15 protein-coding genes are annotated in these 18194 nt (G+C 63.2%); 12 read left to right on the top strand and 3 right to left on the bottom strand.

From position 1 onward, the window contains the following. Positions 1–223 precede the first annotated feature (223 nt). The 5 genes from QQL24_RS27080 (at position 224) to QQL24_RS27060 (ending at position 6381) form a co-directional block, all read left to right on the top strand. On the top strand, positions 224–1261 hold the full coding sequence (locus QQL24_RS27080) for a LacI family DNA-binding transcriptional regulator (RefSeq protein ID WP_284315412.1): 1038 nt from the start codon (positions 224–226) through the stop codon (positions 1259–1261). 29 nt (positions 1262–1290) lie between these two features. Further along, positions 1291–2529 (top strand): ABC transporter substrate-binding protein, encoded by a 1239-nt coding sequence (locus tag QQL24_RS27075; RefSeq protein WP_284315411.1) that lies wholly within the window; start codon positions 1291–1293, stop codon positions 2527–2529. A 72-nt stretch (positions 2530–2601) separates the two neighbouring features. Further along, positions 2602–3525, top strand: a complete 924-nt coding sequence (locus tag QQL24_RS27070) for a carbohydrate ABC transporter permease (RefSeq protein ID WP_284315410.1) — start codon at positions 2602–2604, stop codon at positions 3523–3525. After that, entirely contained in the window at positions 3522–4382 is an 861-nt protein-coding gene (locus tag QQL24_RS27065; protein ID WP_284315409.1) for a carbohydrate ABC transporter permease, read from the top strand. The genes QQL24_RS27070 and QQL24_RS27065 overlap by 4 nt, the downstream gene beginning before the upstream one ends. A 25-nt stretch (positions 4383–4407) precedes the next feature. Next, positions 4408–6381: a glycoside hydrolase family 127 protein gene (locus QQL24_RS27060; protein ID WP_284315408.1), complete on the top strand. Its 1974-nt coding sequence runs from the start codon at positions 4408–4410 to the stop codon at positions 6379–6381. A 183-nt stretch (positions 6382–6564) separates the two neighbouring features. Here QQL24_RS27060 and QQL24_RS27055 read toward each other — a convergent pair whose 3' ends face one another. The 3 genes from QQL24_RS27055 to QQL24_RS27045 form a co-directional block, all read right to left on the bottom strand. Beyond that, positions 6565–7158 (bottom strand): plasmid pRiA4b ORF-3 family protein, encoded by a 594-nt coding sequence (locus QQL24_RS27055; RefSeq protein WP_284315407.1) that lies wholly within the window; start codon positions 7156–7158, stop codon positions 6565–6567. 197 nt (positions 7159–7355) lie between these two features. Next, positions 7356–8291 (bottom strand): carbon-nitrogen hydrolase family protein, encoded by a 936-nt coding sequence (locus tag QQL24_RS27050; protein ID WP_284315406.1) that lies wholly within the window; start codon positions 8289–8291, stop codon positions 7356–7358. 29 nt (positions 8292–8320) lie between these two features. Further along, positions 8321–8851, bottom strand: coding sequence for an Lrp/AsnC family transcriptional regulator (locus tag QQL24_RS27045; protein ID WP_284315405.1), 531 nt, complete (start codon positions 8849–8851; stop codon positions 8321–8323). A gap of 267 nt (positions 8852–9118) precedes the next feature. Between QQL24_RS27045 and QQL24_RS27040 the strand changes: the two genes are divergently transcribed. From QQL24_RS27040 to QQL24_RS27010, 7 genes are all read left to right on the top strand, one after another. After that, positions 9119–10615: an APC family permease gene (locus QQL24_RS27040; RefSeq protein ID WP_284315404.1), complete on the top strand. Its 1497-nt coding sequence runs from the start codon at positions 9119–9121 to the stop codon at positions 10613–10615. Beyond that, positions 10612–11493 (top strand): universal stress protein, encoded by an 882-nt coding sequence (locus QQL24_RS27035; RefSeq protein WP_284315403.1) that lies wholly within the window; start codon positions 10612–10614, stop codon positions 11491–11493. Before QQL24_RS27040 ends, QQL24_RS27035 begins: the two co-directional genes overlap by 4 nt. A 105-nt stretch (positions 11494–11598) precedes the next feature. After that, on the top strand, positions 11599–12552 hold the full coding sequence (speB, locus tag QQL24_RS27030; protein ID WP_284315402.1) for an agmatinase: 954 nt from the start codon (positions 11599–11601) through the stop codon (positions 12550–12552). Positions 12553–12557: 5 nt separating this feature from the next. Next, positions 12558–14180 (top strand): 5-guanidino-2-oxopentanoate decarboxylase, encoded by a 1623-nt coding sequence (locus tag QQL24_RS27025; protein ID WP_284315401.1) that lies wholly within the window; start codon positions 12558–12560, stop codon positions 14178–14180. Positions 14181–14188: 8 nt separating this feature from the next. After that, the gene (locus QQL24_RS27020) at positions 14189–15634 is read left to right on the top strand and encodes an aldehyde dehydrogenase family protein (RefSeq protein ID WP_284315400.1); all 1446 of its coding nucleotides are present in this window, start codon (positions 14189–14191) and stop codon (positions 15632–15634) included. Next, a complete protein-coding gene (locus tag QQL24_RS27015; RefSeq protein WP_284315399.1) occupies positions 15631–17142 on the top strand; it encodes a biotin carboxylase in 1512 nt (503 codons plus the stop codon). The genes QQL24_RS27020 and QQL24_RS27015 overlap by 4 nt, the downstream gene beginning before the upstream one ends. A gap of 20 nt (positions 17143–17162) precedes the next feature. After that, positions 17163–18194: a C45 family autoproteolytic acyltransferase/hydrolase gene (locus QQL24_RS27010; RefSeq protein WP_284315398.1), complete on the top strand. Its 1032-nt coding sequence runs from the start codon at positions 17163–17165 to the stop codon at positions 18192–18194.

Genomic DNA, 18194 nt, shown 5'->3' with positions numbered 1-18194 from the left:
CGGTTCCGCGGTCGCCTCCTCATACGACCATCCCCCGGCCCAAGCGTGACACTCCCGTGTCAGGGAAATTCCTTGAACAAGACGCGATGAAAGGCTAAGGCTGAGAAAACGTTTTCTCAGCTCCAACATTGCCTCCTAGCGGCCGGCAATGAGCGGGATTACGTTGAGAAAACGTTTGCGCAGGCAAGTGGTGGGAATGCAGGAAGAAGCCCAGGGCTCAAGCATGGAACCCGTAACGCTTCGCAAGGTGGCCGCCGCCGCCGGCGTCAGCGTTGCCACGGCGTCCAAAGCCTTGAATGGACGAGGGCGCATGACGCCCGAGACGCGCAAGCTCATTCGCGAGACGGCCGATCGCATGGGCTTCCGCCCCAATGCCCTGGCGCAAAGCCTGCTTCGCAAGCGCAGTTTCACCGTGGGCCTCCTCACCAACGATACCTATGGCCGCTTCTCCCTTCCCTTGATGGCGGGGATTTCGGAGGCGCTGGTCGACAAGGGCGTGTCCGTCTTCCTGTGCAATGTCGAGGACGATCCGCGTCTCGCCCAGTTGCATGTCAATGCCATGCGCGACAAGCGCGTGGACGGCATCATCGCCACCGGAAAGCGCATCGACCGCCGTCTGCCGATCGACCTCTCGGGCCTTGGCATACCGGTGGTCTACGCCTTCACCGAACCCGACCCCGCCTCGATCGCCTTCGTCGCCGACGAGGCCGGAGGCGTCAGGCTCGCCATCGAGCACTTCGCCAGCCTGGGCCGCCGCCGCATCGCCCATGTCAGCGGCCCTGCCAGCTTCGCCGTGGTCCATCTTCGCGCGCAGGCCTATCGGGAGACGCTCGAGCGCCTGCAGCTTGCGGCCTTCGAGCCGCTGCTCGGCACATGGTCGGAGGCCTGGGGGCACGAGGCGGTGCGCCGGTTGTTCGAGGGAACACAGAAGCCACCGGATGCCATCTTCTGCGGCAATGACCAGATCGCCCGAGGCGTGATCGACGCACTGCGCGAGCGGAGCGTCGCGGTGCCTGACGAAATAGGCGTCATCGGCTTTGACAATTGGGAGATCATGGCCGCGCAAAGCAGGCCTCCCCTCACGTCCGTCGATATGAACCTCACGGCCATCGGCCGCGAGGCAGGGCTTGCCCTGCTGACCCTGGTGGATGGCCAGAAGGCCGAGACCGGCATCCGCAGGCTGCCATGCCGGCTGGTGGTGCGGGAATCCTGCGGTCAGACCACCGTGAAGACCATCGAGGTACAATCCACATCCGGCTAATCCGGAATGATAAAACAGGGAGGAATGACATGAACAAATGGATCGCCGGACTGGCGCTGTGCGCCAGCTTGGGCTGGACTCAGGCCGCGTGGTCGGCCGAAACGGCCAATATCTGGGTGCGCGCCGACGCATCCAATTTCATGCCGAAGGTCGTCGATGCCTTCAACAAGAGCCATCCGGACCAGATCAAGCTCGACATCATCCCCAATGCCGAAATCATCCAGAAATACGGCACCGCCGTCGCCGGCGGCACCCCGCCGGACGGGCTGTCGCTCGACCTGATCTACACGCCGTCCTTCGCCGCCTCCGGGCAGTTGGAGGACATCACGGACTGGGCCAAGTCCCTGCCCTATTTCGCCAGCCTTTCACCGGCGCATGTGAAGACCGGCACCTATCAGGACCGCATCTATGGGCTGCCATTCTCGGCCGACGCCTCGGTGCTGATCTGGAACAAGAAGCTTTTCAAGCAGGCCGGCCTCGATCCTGAAAAGGGCCCGACGACCTGGGCCGAAATCGAAGCGGACGCGGAGAAGATCAACACGCTGGGCGGCGACATCAAGGGCTTCTACTTCTCAGGCAATTGCCCCGGCTGCAACATCTTCACCTTCACGCCGCTGATCTGGGCCTCCGGCGGCGACATCCTGTCAGCGGATGGCAAGAAGGCGACCCTCGACAGCCCGCAGTTGCGCAGCGCCATCGACTTCTATCGCTCGATGCTCAAGAAGGGACTCGTTCCTGAAGGCGCCCAGAGCGACAACGGCTCCAACTTCTTCGCCGCCTTTGCCGGCGGCAAGATCGGCATCAATCCCTCGGGCGCCTTCGCGATCGGTGCCCTGAACACGCAATATCCCGATATCGACTACGGCATCACCTTCCTGCCCGGGAAGGATGGCGGCTGGTCCTCCTTCGCCGGCGGCGACAATTTCGTCATCACCAAGGGCACCACCAAACTTGCCGTCCTGAAGGAGTTCCTCGACTTCTGCTATTCGCTCGAGGGCCAGACCATCCTTGCCAAATATGGCAGCCTGCCGGTCCGTGGCGACATTGCCAAGGACGCGCTGAAGGATCTCGACCCGCGCTATCAGATCGCCGCTGAAGCGATGGCGAAGGGCCGCACGCCCTACAGCACGGTGTTCAACGACATCATCAATTCCGCCAATGGCCCCTGGAACCAGATGCTCGGCGATGCGATCTTCGGCACCGACATCGACGGCGCCATCGCGACCGCCGAGAAGACGATGCAGTCCACCATCGACACGGCGCCCTGACGGCGGTCGTCCATAAAGGCCGCTGCCTCCCCTTGCAGCGGCCGGCTCCCCCAGCTCAGAACGCCGAGGTCCATGAGCATGACCGCGATCCATCCGGCACTGCCGCGGCGCCGTGCCTCCTATCTGAAGCGCAGCCAGCTGATCGGCCTCGTCTATATCGCGCCGGCGATCGCGCTGGTGCTGGTCTTCTTCATCATTCCGCTGGGCATGACGGCCTGGATGTCGCTGCACAACTGGCCGCTGATGGGCATGCCCCGCTTCATCGGCCTCGCCAACTACTTTGCCATCGAGAATGACAGCCGCTTCTGGGGCGCCCTCGGCTTCACCTTCTACTACACGGTGATCGTCACCATCGCGATCTTCGCCGTCGCTTTCCCGCTGGCGCTGTTCATCGAGCGCCCCCGCGCCGGCGTCGGCTATTACCGCACCGCCTTCTTCATGCCGGTCGTGGTCGGTTTCGCCTCGGCGAGCCTCCTGTGGTCGTGGCTGCTCAATGTCGATTCAGGCCTGTTCAGCCCCGCTGCCTATGCCCTCGGTCTCACCGAAAAGAAGATCAACCTGCTCGCCACCTTCCAACCCGCCTTCTGGTCGATCATCGTCATGGTGGTGTGGAAGGTCGCCGGTTTCACCATGATCATATTGATGTCCGGCCTGCAGTCGATCCCGGGCGAACTGCATGAGGCGGCCAAGATCGACGGCGCCAGCCCTCTCGCCCGCTTCTGCCATATCACCCTGCCCTTGATGCGGCGCACGCTCGCCCTGGCGCTGATCCTCTCGGTCGCCGGCTCAATCCTCGCCTTCGACCAGTTCTACATCATCCTGCGCGGCGGCCCGAGCAACCAGACGCTGACGGCCGTGTACTGGATCTTCAACCAGTCCTTCGTCTCCTTCAAGCTCGGCTATGGCGCGGCGCTTTCGATGGTGCTGCTCGTCATCCTGGTGGTGCTCAGCCTGATCCAGCTGCGTGTGCTCAGGAACCCGGAGGGCCTGGAATGAGCACGCCGGCCTCGACCTCCCGACGCAAGCAGGCGGGCTTCCTCGCCACCCATATGGTCGGCATCGGCGTCGCCATCCTCTTTCTCGCGCCGATCTTCTGGGCCGTCCTCTCCAGCTTCAAGCCGCCGAGCGAGGCGCGGCAGCCGCCTTTGCCGCCTTGGCCGGTGACCGGCTTTTCGACGGAGAACTACGCCGCCCTCAACGGTTTCGGCGCGGGGCTGCTGGGACCGGCCCAGAACAGCCTCTACGTCACCGGCATGACGGTTGTGCTCTCCGTGATCATCAGCGTTCTGGCGGGCTACGGCTTCTCGCGCTTCCGCTTCCCGTTCAAGGACGCGCTGTTCATGATGATCCTCTCGACCATCATGATCCCGTTCCAGTCGATCCTGACGCCGATCTTCCTGATCCTCACCAGGCTCGGCCTCTCCAACACGCTGACCGGCCTCGTCTGCGTCTATGTCACGCTGCAGCTGCCCTTTTCAGTCTTCATGATGCGCAACGCCTTCGACGCAGTACCGCGCGAGATCGAGGAAGCCGCCCGCATGGACGGCGCCAACAATACCAGACTCCTGCTGACCGTGATGCTGCCGCTGGTCTGGCCGGGCGTGGTGACCATCGCCCTGTTCGCCTTTCTGGGCGCCTGGAACGAGTTTCTGGCGGCGCTGGTGCTGATGACCGATCAGTCCAAATTCACCTTGCCGATCATGATGACGGCCCTCCAGTCCGGTCGGTTCGGAGCGGTCGACTGGGGCGCCGTTCAGGCCGGCGTCACTGTCATGATGATCCCCTGCCTCATCCTCTTCCTGCTTCTGCAACGCTATTACATCCGCGGCCTGACGGCCGGCGCGGTGAAATGATCCATTTTTCTCCTTGGAGTTTGTCATGACGAACGCAAGCACTGCGCCGAACGAGATTGCCACCCGCACCCGCTTCCGGCCGCCGGCCGTACCGCAGATCGATGTGCGCGGCTTCTGGGGCGATCGTGTCGATGCGGTCGCCGCACGCACCGCCGACATTCTCTACGACCGCTGCGTGGCAGCCCGCATGCTGGAGCAGATTGACCCGGACCGTCCGTCGCCCGGCGTGGTCATCCCCTTTCATTCGATGTCGCCGACGGGCAATGAATTCACCGGCGCGACCGTGACGACGCAGATGTTCTGGGACTCCGACTGGGGCAAGACCATCGAGACGGCCGCCTATTCGCTCTACCGCCGCCGCAATCCCGAGCTCGAAAAGAAAATCGATGCCGTCATCGACATGTATGAAAAGCTCCAGCAGCCGGACGGCTATCTGTCGAGCTGGTACCAGCGCATCCAGCCGGGCTTGCGTTGGACGAACCTGCGCGACTGCCACGAGCTCTATTGCGCCGGTCACTTGATCGAAGGCGCGGTCGCCTATTATCAGGCCACCGGCAAGCGCAAGCTGCTCGATATCCTGAGCCGCTACGCCGACCATATCGGCGACACGTTCGGGCCGGAGCCCGGCAAGAAGAGAGGCTATTGCGGGCACGAGGAAATCGAGCTTGCGCTCGTCAAGCTCGGCCGCGTCACCGGCGAGCAGAAATATCTCGACCTGGCGAAATTCTTTATCGACGAGCGTGGCCAGGAGCCGCACTACTTCGATCAGGAAGCACGGGCGCGCGGCGCCGATCCGAAGAATTTCCACTTCAAGACCTATGAATACAACCAGTCACACAAGCCCGTGCGCGAGCAGGACAAGGTGGTGGGCCACGCCGTGCGGGCGATGTACCTCTATTCGGGCATGGCGGACGTAGCGACCGAATATGGCGACGACACGCTCAGGGTGGCGCTCGACCGTCTCTGGGACGACCTGACCCAAAAGAACCTCTACCTCACGGGCGGGCTCGGCCCCTCCGCTGCCAATGAGGGCTTCACCGCCGACTATGATCTGCCCAACGAGACGGCCTATGCGGAAACCTGCGCTGCCGTCGCCCTGGTGTTCTGGGCAAGCCGCATGCTCGGCATGGGTCCCAATGCGCGTTATGGCGACATCATGGAGCAGGCGCTCTACAACGGCTCGATCTCCGGCCTGTCGCTCGATGGCTCACGCTTCTTCTATGAAAATCCACTGGAGAGCCGTGGCAGGCATAATCGCTGGATCTGGCATCGCTGCCCATGCTGCCCTCCGAATATCGGGCGCATGGTGGCTTCGGTCGGCAGCTATTTCTACGGCCAGTCGGAAGACGCGATCGCGGTGCATCTCTATGGCGACAATACCGGCCGCTTCGAGGTGGCCGGTGGCAAGGTGACGCTGGCCCAGGAGAGCCGCTATCCCTGGGACGGCGCCATCGCGATTGGCGTGGAGACCAACGCTCCGCTGCAATTCAAGCTGCATCTTCGCATTCCCGGCTGGTGCCGGAAGGCGAGCCTCACCGTGAATGGCGAGGCTGTCGACCTGTCCGCGTCAAGCAACAACGGCTATGCGACACTCGACCGCCGATGGAAGAGCGGCGACATGGTGAAGCTCGATCTCGAAATGGACGCCCGGCGCATCTACGCCAATCCGAATGTCCGGCAGGATCTCGGCCGCGTGGCCCTGGCAAGAGGGCCGATGCTTTATTGCGTGGAGGAAGTCGACAATCGCGGTGGCTTGTCAGCCCTTTCCCTTCCGGTAGACACAGCGCTGAAGATCGTGGATGAGCCGAGCTTGCTTGGCGGCATCGTGTCGCTAACCGCGACCGGCGAAGCCGAACTCGCCGATGACTGGAACGGCGGGCTCTATCGTTCCGCGCCGCCCCGCAAGACCTCGGCGGAGGTCAAGGCTGTACCCTATTTCGCATGGGACAATCGGGAACCGGGGGAAATGCTGGTCTGGCTGCGGGAATCGAAGGGATGATCTGATCGCTTCCACGTGCCGTGCCGAGGTCATGACACCACGCCGAGCGGGGAGCGGTGGAGTTGGCAAATCCGCCTGCTGCCCGTTGCACTGCAAATGTCGGAGGGTATCTCCTGCCCGACATTTCCAGCAAGCATCCGTCGGCTATGGCATGGAGGCGCCAGGCACCGTTGCAGGATCGGACTACGATATCTTCGTACGTTTTGTCGCGGGTTTGCGAGCCCATAGTCGGGCCAGGCCAAGGACATTATCGGCGAGTTCTTGTGGGTCGAGGTGCAATGGATCGAAGTCACCAGCCCAATCGCGCATCTCACCATGCCGTTCATGCGCGGGATCAGCGAGAGCATCGATAAACTCGGCATAGCCCCATGGGCCACCCACATCCTCGGGCGGGCAACGGCCGATTGCCTTGACCAGCCGCGGATAGAGTATGTTGGGTTGGGGATCCACAATGCGCTCGATCTTGACGGTATGCTCCCATCCATCGCCGAAGTCGTAGAGATAGCGCAGCTTCTTGGCGCCAGTATCCTCCAGGACGTTGAGAAGGGTTGCCTTGCGTGCGTCGAGCGGGCCTTCGCCCCATTCGGGATCGGGAATCCCCCACCCGATTTCCTTGACGCGCAATTCGTAGAGATGGCTGTTGGTCCAGCCGAGCGCGGCCTGAAGTGTCAGGTGCAGGCGGTCGAGCCGAATGCTGGCGGGAACTTCGAGGCGACGCACCACTTTGGGTTCGACGTCATCGAGCGTAATCTTCAGGTGGACAATGGTGGCGTTCATGCCGCCAGCTTACGATATTGTTATTCCCTCGCCCAGCTTGAACAAGGCGGCCTTCAAGGGCGCTTTGAATTGTCCCTTTTCATTGCCTACATCGGCCGCATCGAATTTGGCGGCCGCTTCAACTCTGCCGCTTGATGGAGGCCGGAATCTTCGCGTCCGTTCGTCCCGGCTCGCCCGCCAGGCAAGACGCACAGCCGTCAGTCTGTCGGATCCAGCCGTTTTCGCATGGGGCGCAGAGGCCCGAGGCTGTCGAGATAAGGCGTCATGCCATTGTTGGCATAGGTATCGAGCACGGCATTCTTGTCGCGAAAGGACTTGAGCACCTGGCCAAGGCCATTGGCGCCCTCGGACCGCACTTGCCGTACCAGCCCGAGATCGACGTTGATGGGAAATATCTCGGTCGCCTGTCCGCATTGATGCACCACCCGTCCCGTCGGATCCGCCACCAGGGACTGGCCGACGCCGCCGGCATCCAGCCCGTTCACATCAACGACATAGCAACTGAACATCACAGCCGTGGCCTGCACGATGGCGAGTTCCGCATTGCGATCGGTCGTCCCGGTGAGAACGGGATGGATCAGCACCTCGACCCCTGCCGAGGTCAGCGTGCGCGTGGTTTCCGGAAACCAGATATCGTAGCAGATGGTCAGGCCGAAACGGCCGATATCGGGCACGTCGAAGATCAGGAACTGGCTGCCGCCGGTCACCCCTGCCTCGAAGGGCAGGAAGGGAAACATCTTGTCGTAGCGCCCCGCAATCTCGCCCTGGGGATTGATCACAACGGCATGATTGTAGATCTTGCCTTCCCGCTCGACGAAGGCCGTGCCGGGTACGATCCAGATGCGATGGCGGGCGGCGAAAGCCTGGAAGACGGCCTCGTCGGCCAGCGGATCCTTCGAGGCGCAGGCGTGGAGCGGGCCGTGCATGGCGAGTTCGCTGAATACCACCATGTCCACCCCCGGATAGAGCGCCACGGTTTTCTCGAGCTGTGCGATCATCGTCGGGATATTCTTGCCGCCGATGGGCACGGGCATCTGGATGCCGGCGATCATGAAACGAGTATTGTCCCGCTGCGGCACGGCGCCGTCGAGAGGTGACGGTACGGGCGCTGCGGCGGTGTAGCTGCCTGACATGGTTGAGAGTCTCTTCAATTCTTGGCTTGTCAGTCTGCCCGGCGCACTGCGCCCGGCCGATGGTGGGGGGCCACCAGATCATCGAGGGCGACGCCGGTGAAGGGCTTGGTGGATTTCAGCACGATATAGCTCGAAAGGTTGCCGATCTTCGGGCCGAGCTTTAAAAGCTCGTCCGAAAGCATCTGGTAGGAGCCGATATCGGGGCAGACGAACCGCACGAGATAGTCGATCGGGCCGCTGACCTTGGTGCACTCCACCACGTAGCGCATCGCCATCACCATCTTCTCGAAGGTGAGGAAATCGTCGAGGCCGTGGCTGTTGAGCGTCACCGCGGCGATGACATCGATATGACGGCACACTTTGGCGATGTCGACGCTGGCGTGATAGCTCGAAATGACACCCGCCTTTTCCAGCCGCTTGACACGCTGCAGGCAAGGGCTGGGGGACAGGCCGACGGCATCGGCGAGTTCCTGGTTGGTCGCCCGCGCGTCGCTCTGCAACCGGCTCAGAATACGTAGGTCGACCTGGTCGAGCCGAAACGCACCATCGTCATCCTTCATTGCTTTCGCCCCTGGAAACCGCCGACCCGGCCCGCACTATGCACCAAGCAGGCGCAACTGGCATCGGCACCGGCTAGTTTTGCGCCTCTTTCCACCAATCGATGCCCCCTGTCCACTCGCAACACAAACTAGCGTGCGGGGAGCGGCTGGCAGCAGCAATGATCGAAGGGCAACTGAAATACAGCAGCACCTTTGGCGGGCTCGCCGGTACAATTCGCGCAAGCAAAATAACGTCCCGAACGGGATTCTGGAGAGGAACGCTTGGCCATGACGCCATCCCTAATCGAGCGGCTTGCTCGCAAGAAACCTGTCGATAAATTGATCGCGGATTCATCGGGCAGTGACGGCCATGGTTCGCTCGGCCGCTCGATCACGCTGTTCCAGCTGACGCTGTTTGGCGTCGGCGCTACCATCGGTACCGGTATTTTCTTCGTGCTCAGCGAGCAGGTTCCGGTTGCGGGCCCCGCAGTGGTGATCTCCTTCATCATCGCCGCCGTTGCCGCCGGCCTTGCGGCGCTGTGCTATGCCGAAATGAGTTCGATGATCCCGGTTTCCGGTTCGTCCTATTCCTACGCCTATGCCACGCTGGGCGAAGGCGTCGCCTTCTTCGTCGCCGCCTGCCTGGTGCTGGAATATGGCATCTCGGCCGCGGCCGTCGCGGTGGGCTGGGCGGAATATGTCGAAAAGCTCCTGTCCAACCTACCGCCCCATATCGTCTTACCCGCCTGGATGACGAAGGGGCCGATCACCATTCCCGACGGTGACCATCCCTTCGCCATGGCCTTCTTCGGCGAGGGCTCGGGCCTGATCAACCTGCCGGCGGTAATCCTGGTGACGCTATGCTGCATCCTGCTGCTGCGCGGCTCCAAGGAATCGGCCCGCACCAACGCCATCATGGTGCTGATCAAGCTCGCCGTGCTGACCCTGTTCATCGTCATCGCGGGCAGCGCCTTCCACGCCGAGAACTTCACGCCCTTCTTCGGCGAGAAGGGTTTCGGCGGCGTCCAGGCCGCGGCGGCCTCGATCTTCTTCACTTTTGTCGGCCTCGACGCGGTGTCGACGGCAGGCGAAGAAGTGGTCAATCCCAAACGCAACCTGCCGCTGGCGATCATCTTCGCGCTGGTGATCGTCACGGGCTTCTACATCATGGTCGCCATCGCGGCTCTCGGCGTGCAGCCTGCCAGCCAGTTCGACGGACAGGAAGCGGGCCTCGCCACCATTCTCCAGAACATCACGGGCCAGGCCTGGCCGGCCAACCTCCTGGCTGCCGGCGCAGTGATCTCGATCTTCTCGGTGACGCTGATCGTGCTCTATGGCCAGTCCCGCATTCTCTTCGCCGTGTCGCGCGACGGCATGCTGCCGGGGATCTTCCACCAGGTGAACCCGCACACCATGACGCCGGTGGCCTGCACCGTGATCGTCGCCGTGTTCGTGGCCCTGATCGCAGCCTTCGTTCCGGCTGGCGTGTTGTGGGACCTGACCAGCATGGGCACCCTGGTCGCTTTCACCGTGGTGTCCGCCGGTGTGCTGATCCTGCGCTATACCCAACCCGACATGGCGCGCGGCTATCGCGTGCCGTTCGGCCCTGTGCTGCCGATTCTCAGCATCCTCGCCTGCGTCTACCTGATCCTGAAGCTCAGCTGGATGGTCTACGCCATCACGGCGGTGTGGATTGCCATCGCGGCTCTGCTCTACCTTACTTATTCCGCCCGCAATTCGCGGCTTGAAACCATGGGCACGGCAGTTGGCGAGGCAGCCGAATGAAGTATCTCGTTGGCCTTTCTCCCGATCAGGGCGGGCGCGAAGCGCTCGCTTTGGGGGCTCTGCTGTCGCGCTCCTGCCAGGGCTCGCTGGTGGTATGCACCATCACCCCCGATACCTGGGGACCTCCCTCCCCGGCCCGGGTGGACGGCGAGTATGGCGAATTCCTGCGCCAGAATGCCGCCAAGGCGCTCGACAAGGCCAAGGCAAGCCTGCCGGCCGATATCGAAGCCGACTTCGTCACCGTCGCAGCGCCTTCGGCCCGCGACGGCCTACTCAAGGTTGCTTCCGATGTCGGCGCCGATTGCCTGGTGCTGGGTTCGAGCCGCGTCGCGTCGCTCGGCCGCTTTGCCGAAGGCAGCGTCACCACCGACGTGCTGCGCTCGGCCCATGTGCCGGTCGCCGTGGCACCGCGTGGCTATTCCGCCGATGCGAGGACGCAGGTGCGACGCTTGAGCTGCGCCTTCTCCGGTGCCTCGACCTCGCCAGGGCTTGCCCGCCGCGCCGCTGAACTTGCCCAGCTTCTCGGCGTGCCCCTGCGCCTCGTCACCTTGGTGGTGCGCGACAAGCAGATGTATCCGACAGGCGCCGGCTACGATGTCGAGAACATCGTTTCCAACACGCTGCGCCAGCAGGCCAGCGAAGCCCAGTCCGAGGTGATCGACAAGTGGGACAGTCCGGTGCCGGTAACCGGCGAGATCGGCGACGGCAAAACCTGGAAGGCAGCTTTCGATTCGGTACTCTGGGCCAATGCCGAATTGCTGGTGGTGGGATCGAGCAATCTGGGGCCGCTTTTGCGGGTGTTCCTCGGCTCCAATTCGAGCAAGATCGCCCATAACTCGCCAGTGCCGTGCCTGATCCTGCCACGTCACGAAGAGTGAAGACCGCCCGACCTCGCGGCCGGGCGTATGCCAAGATAATAAAATCAGCCAATTGAACGGGCCGGCCTAGAGTGTGCCATCGGCCTGTTTCAATGGGAGGAATGAATGACTGCCAGATCCTTCAACCAGCCGCTCGGCGGCAATGAGATGCCGCGTTTTGGCGGCCCCGCCACCATGATGCGCCTGCCGACCCAGCCCACGACCGAAGGGCTGGATGCCTGCTTCGTCGGCATCCCCATGGATATCGGCACCTCCAACCGGCCCGGCACCCGTTTTGGGCCTCGGCAGATCCGCACCGAATCCTGTATGATCCGCCCCTACAACATGGCGACGCGGGCGGCCCCCTTCGACAGCCTGCAGGTGGCCGATATCGGCGACATCGCCATCGACACCTTCAACCTGCCCAAATGCATGGACATCATCACCGATGCCTATCGGGGCATCATCGCCAATGGCTGCAAGCCGCTGACGCTGGGCGGCGACCATACGCTGAGCTACCCGATCCTGCGGGCCATCGCCGAGAAATATGGGCCCGTCGGCCTCATTCATGTCGACGCCCATGCAGACATCAACGAGCACATGTTCGGCGAGCCGATCGCCCATGGCACGCCCTTCCGCCGTGCGGTCGAGGCAGGGGTGCTCGACACCAGGCGCTGCGTGCAGATCGGCTTGCGCGGTACCGGCTATGCCGCCGATGATTTCGACTGGCCGCGCGAGCAGGGCTTTCGCGTGGTGCAGGCCGAGGAATGCTGGCACAGATCGCTGACGCCGCTGATGGAAGAAGTCCGCGCGCAGGTCGGCGGCGGGCCTGTCTACCTCACCTACGACATCGACAGCCTCGATCCCTCGATCGCGCCGGGCACCGGCACGCCGGAGATCGGCGGGCTCACCACGATCCAGGCCATCGAGATCATCCGCGGCTGCTGGGGCCTCGACCTGGTGGGCTGCGACCTCGTCGAAGTCTCCCCGCCCTACGACCCTGCCGGCAACACCGCGATCACGGCGGCCAATCTCCTGTTTGAAATGCTCTGCGTCCTGCCGGGCGTGAAGAGGCGGTAAGGCACATGTCAGCAACAACGGTCACATGCGGCGAATATCTCGTCAAACTGCTCGAATCCTATGGCGTCGAGCTGATCTTCGGCATCCCGGGCGTGCACACGGTCGAGCTTTATCGCGGCCTGCCCGCCACCCGGATCCGCCATGTCACCCCGCGCCACGAACAAGGCGCGGGCTTCATGGCCGACGGTTATGCCCGTGTGACCGGCAAGCCCGGCGTGTGCTTCATCGTTACCGGCCCCGGCATGACCAATATCGCTACCGCCATGGGCCAGGCCTATGCCGATTCCGTGCCCATGCTGGTGATCTCCGCCGTCAATTCGCGCGACCAGCTTGCCATGGGCCAGGGCCGGCTGCATGAATTGCCCTCACAGCGTAATCTCGTGGCCGGCGTCAGCGCCTTCAGCCACACCCTGCTCGATGCCGCGCAGCTTCCCGAAGTGATGGCGCGCGCCTTCACCGTGTTCAATTCATCGCGCCCACGGCCGGTCCATATCGAAATCCCGCTGGATGTCATCGTTTCGCGAGCTGGACATCTGCCTACCGATGCGAGGCCGCTGCCTGACAAGGCGTCGGCCAGCCAGGCGGCGATCGCCAAGGCCTCCACCCTGCTCAAGGCCGCCAAGCGGCCCCTCATCGTGGCCGGCGGCGGCGCAGCCGATGCGTCGGCCGAGATCACCGCGATCGCCGAGAAGCTCGATGCGCCGGTGTTCATGACCATCAACGGCCGCGGCGTGCTCAAGCCCGGCCACCCCCTCGCCCTCAGCGGCAATCTCGGCATGGATCCCTTGCTCGACGAATTGGCTGCCAGCGATTGCATCCTGGCCGTCGGTACCGAGTTCGGCGAGACGGAAATGTATCCCGAGCCGAAGCCCTTCCAGTTCGGCGGACCGCTGATCCGCATCGACATCGACCCGCAGCAATTGGCGATCGGCGTCCCTTGCACCCTGCCGATCGCCGCAGACGCCAAGCTCGCGACATCGGCGCTGCTCTCCGCCCTCGGCGAAGGCCCGGCCGCCGGCTCGGGCGCTGCCCGGGCCAAGGCGGCGAACGCCAAGGTGGAAGCCGGGCTCTGGCCGGCCTGCCGCACGCATCGGGCCCTGATGGACATCGTCACCCGGACACTGCCCCAGGCCGTGGTCGCCGGTGACCAGACCGAGCCTGTCTATGCGGTGAACCAGTTCTACCAGGCACCGCAGCCGCGCTCCTACTTCAACTCCTCCACCGGCTACGGCACGCTGGGTTACGGCCTTCCCGCCGCCTTCGGTGCCAAGCTCGGCGCGCCGCATCGTCCTGCCGTCTGCCTGATCGGCGATGGCGGCCTGCAGTTTTCGGTGCAGGAACTGGCCAGTGCCGTGGAGGCCAGGATCGCGGCGGCTGTTATCATCTGGAACAACACCTCCTATGGCGAGATCAAGGCCTTCATGGCGGATCGCGCCATTCCGCAGATCGGCGTCGATATCTTCACGCCTGATTTCATCGGGCTCGCCAGGTCGCTCGGCTGTGAGGCGGCTCTGCCGGCAAGCATCGCCGAACTCGAGGCCGCGCTGGCAGCCTCGCCCAAGCGCGATGTGCCGACCGTGATCGAAATCCGTGCGGGCTCGCCCCTCGCTCTCGCTCTGGCGGCATGAGGACGACGATGCAAAAGCAGCTTTTCATCAACGGTGTCTGGCAGGATCCGGTCGTGCCGGGCACGCTCGAAGTGTTCGATCCCTTTCGCGGCGAAGCCTATACCGAGGTCGCTGCCGGTGGCCCCGCCGACGTCGACAAGGCCGTTGCCGCGGCCAAAGCGGCCTTCCCCGCCTGGCGCGATGCCGGTGGCAAGGTGCGGGCGGGCTATCTCGCCGCCATCGCGGCCAAACTGCGCGAACGGGCCGAGGAACTCGCCCGGCTTTCTTCGCGCAACAACGGCAAGCCGATCTTCGAAGCCCGTATCGACATGGGCGACGCGGCGTCCTCCTTCGCCTATTATGCCGAGCAGGCGATCGCGCTGGAGGACAAGCAGAACAGCAACGTCGCCGTGCCGGATGGCGGTTTCACGGCCCGCTTGCGCTACGAACCAGCCGGTGTCGCCAGCTTGATCGTGCCCTGGAACTTCCCGCTGGTGACGACTTCCTGGAAGGTTGCACCGGCGCTGGCCGCTGGTTGCACGGTGGTGCTGAAACCTTCCGAGATCACGCCGGTGGTGGAGCTCGAACTCGGCGTTATCGCGCAGGAAGTCGGCTTGCCGCCCGGCGTGCTGAACATCATCACCGGTACCGGCCTTGCCGTCGGCGCACCGATGACCGAGCATCCCGATGTCGCGAAAGTCTCCTTCACCGGTTCCAATGCCGTGGGTGCACGCGTGATGGCGGCAGGTGCACCGGGCACCAAATCCGTGAGCCTGGAGCTCGGCGGCAAGTCGCCGATCATCGTGTTCGCCGACGCCGATTTCGATCAGGCTGTCGAATGCGTCCTGGGCGGCATCTTCTTCAACGCCGGGCAGATGTGTTCGGCAACCTCGCGGCTGCTGGTCGAGCGCTCGCTCGCCCCCAGGTTCATCGAAGCGCTGGTCGCAGGAGCCAGGGCGATCAAGCCCGGCAATCCGCTCGACGAAGACACGCAGATCGGCCCCATCACCATGAAGGCCCAGCATGACAAGGTGTTGGCCTATATCGAGAAGGGACGTGCCAGCGGCCTCACCTTGCTGACCGGCGGCGGCAAGCCTGAGAGTATCAATGGCGGCTGGTTCATTGAACCGACGATCTTCACCGATGTCCCCACCGACAGCCCGCTCTGGCGCGAGGAGATCTTCGGGCCGGTGCTGTGCATCCGCACCTTCGATAGCGAAGCCGAGGCCATAGCCTTGGCAAACGACAGTTCCTTCGGCCTGGTCGGGACCGTCGTAAGCTCCGACGAGGCGACGGCCAACCGCGTCGCGGATGCGCTGGAAGTCGGCCATGTCTGGATCAATAGTCCGCAGATGATCTTCGTCGAGACCTCCTGGGGTGGCTTCAAGGCCAGTGGCATCGGCCGGGAGCTTGGCCCGTGGGGAATGTCGTCCTATCTTGAAATCAAACACACGACGACGCGGTTAAGCCGTTGACGAAAAAGAAGAAACGGCAGAAGAAAAAGTTTAGGCAGGGGAAAGGCAAACTCATGAAGACCATCACCAACATTGCCGACCTGCGTGTCGTCATGCATCGCAATGAGCAGCCGATCTATTTCATTTCGGCAACGAATTTCAACCTGATCGGCCTGGACGAGTGGGTCAGGAACTTCAAGTTTATCAGCTATATCGACTGCTTCGACGGGCGCCATCCCAATGTCTTCGTCCCCTCCGAAATCCCGCATGCGGAGTTCGAGGGCATCGAGGACATCAACAATTATCTGCTGCAGCACAAGGAAGTCATCGATCACATCAAGAAGCGGGGCGGACGCGCCGTCGCGACCTTCCTGATGTTCGACGAGACCACCGAAGAGATCTGCGAGGAGCTCGGCATCGAGGTCTGGTTCCCCAAGGCGAAGCTGCGCCAGCGCTGCGACAACAAAATGGAGACGGTGCGCATCGGCAACAAGGCCAAGGTGCCGTCGGTGCCCAACACGCTGGCTTCGGCCAAGACCTATGAGGAATTGCTGGCGGCGGCGAAGAAGGCCGGCATCGGCACGGACCTGGTGGTGCAGACCGCTTTCGGCGATTCCGGGCACACCACCTTCTTCATTGCCAGCGAGGATGATTACAAGAAGCACGCCAAGGAGATCGCGGCGGAAGACGAAGTCAAGATCATGAAGCGGATCAACTGCCGGGGCGCCACCATGGAAGCCTGCGCCACGCGATCCGGCACCCTCGTCGGGCCCCTCCTCACCGAAATCGTCGGGCGCAAGGAACTCACGCCCTACAAGGGCGGTTGGTGCGGCAACGAGATCTTCCCCGGCGCCTTTTCCGAGAAGATCCGTGAGAAGGCACGGGACATGGCCTATCGCTTCGGCAACCAATTGGTGAAGGAAGGCTATCGCGGCTATTTCGACCTCGACTTCCTGATCGACGAGTCGGATGACGAGGTCTATCTGGGCGAGTTGAACCCGCGCATCTGCGGCGCCAGCTCGATGACCAACCATGCGGCCTTTGCCTATGCCGACGCGCCGCTATTCATGTTCCATCTCATGGAATTCTCGGGCATCAAGTACAAGATCGACGTCGAGGAACTGAACAATCGCTGGGCCCAGAAGGAATTCATCGATTCCTGGTCGCAGCTGGTGATCAAATCGACCGAGGATATCGTCGATATCGTCACCCACGCGCCCTCGACCGGCATCTATCGCATGGCCGATGACGGCTCGGTTTCCTATGACCGCTTCGATTATCACCGCCAGGCGATCGAATCCGAGAAGGAAGCCTTCTTCCTGCGCATCACCGGCCCGGGCGATTATCGCTATGAAGGCGCCGATCTCGGCATCCTCATCACGCGCGGCCGATCGATGAACAACGACTTCGACCTCAACGACCGCGCGCGCAACTGGATCAAGGGCATCAAGCGGCTCTACGCCACCAAGCCCTTGACCGAGGTCCAGCGTGACGAGGCGCCGGCCGCCGGCTCCTTCAAGATCCTGTAAGCAAACGCGTGAGCTAGGGCGTGTCGCCAGTTATGGATCTCCTGTTCGAAGCCATCGACGAAGACATGCCCGGTGCCAAGTGGCGCCGGGTGTTCGATCGTCACTGGCATGCCTATAGCCGCTGGTTCATCCGCGACGGCATCCGCTCGCGCCCGACCTATCTGGCGAGCCTGCGGGCACTGCGCACTCATATGCCGGAACTGCTGCCGGCCTATGAGGCGATCGTCGCCGTGGCCGGCGATGGTGACCTGGAGGCCCGCTTCCTGTCGATGTGGTGTCCGCCGGTCTATGTCGGCGGCTGCTCGCAGGCGATCATCGGCGGCGACAAGCCGGCACTGATCCGCAATTACGACTACAGCCCTCGCCTGCTCGAAGGCACCTGGATGGCCTCGCGCTTCAATGGCAAGCGTGTGGTGGCGGTGGTCGACTGCCTGTGGGGCGTGCTCGACGGCGTCAACGAGGATGGGCTCTGCGTCTCGCTGTCCTTCGGCGGGCGAACAGCCGCTGGCGATGGCTTCGGCATCCCGATCGTGCTGCGTTATGTGCTGGAATTCGCCACCAACACGGCGGAGGCGGTCGCCATACTCAAGCGCGTACCCGTCCACATGTCCTATTCGGTGGCGCTGCTCGACCGGGCGGGCCATTACGCCACCGTCTACGTCAACCCGGACAGGCCGGCCGAGGTGCTGGAGCGCCGCGTCAGCACCAATCACCAGCATGGCGTCGAATGGGCTCGCCATGCCCAGACCACACGCTCAGTCGAGCGGGAGGCCGCCCTGGAGAAGGTCGTCGCCCTGAAGCATGATCCGGACAAGGTGCTCGGCAGCTTCCTGCGCCCGCCTGTCTACCAGACTTCTTATGGGCGGGGCTATGGCACGCTCTATACGGCGTTCTACCAGCCGGAAGACGCTTCGGTCGAACTGATCTGGCCGACGGCGCGCTGGCGCCAGTCCTGTGCCGACTTCACCGAGGATGCCCGCACGATCCTCTTCAACGACGGTGATTCGGCGGGTTTTGCGCGCCCGTTCAAACACGGCGTCACGCCGCAATGA

The sequence above is a fragment of the Labrys miyagiensis genome (assembly GCF_030160835.1).
In the GTDB taxonomy this organism is placed as follows: Bacteria; Pseudomonadota; Alphaproteobacteria; order Rhizobiales; family Labraceae; genus Labrys; species Labrys miyagiensis.
The sequence above is the reverse complement of the archived record's forward strand: the minus strand, read 5'-3'. Positions and strand labels throughout refer to the sequence as shown.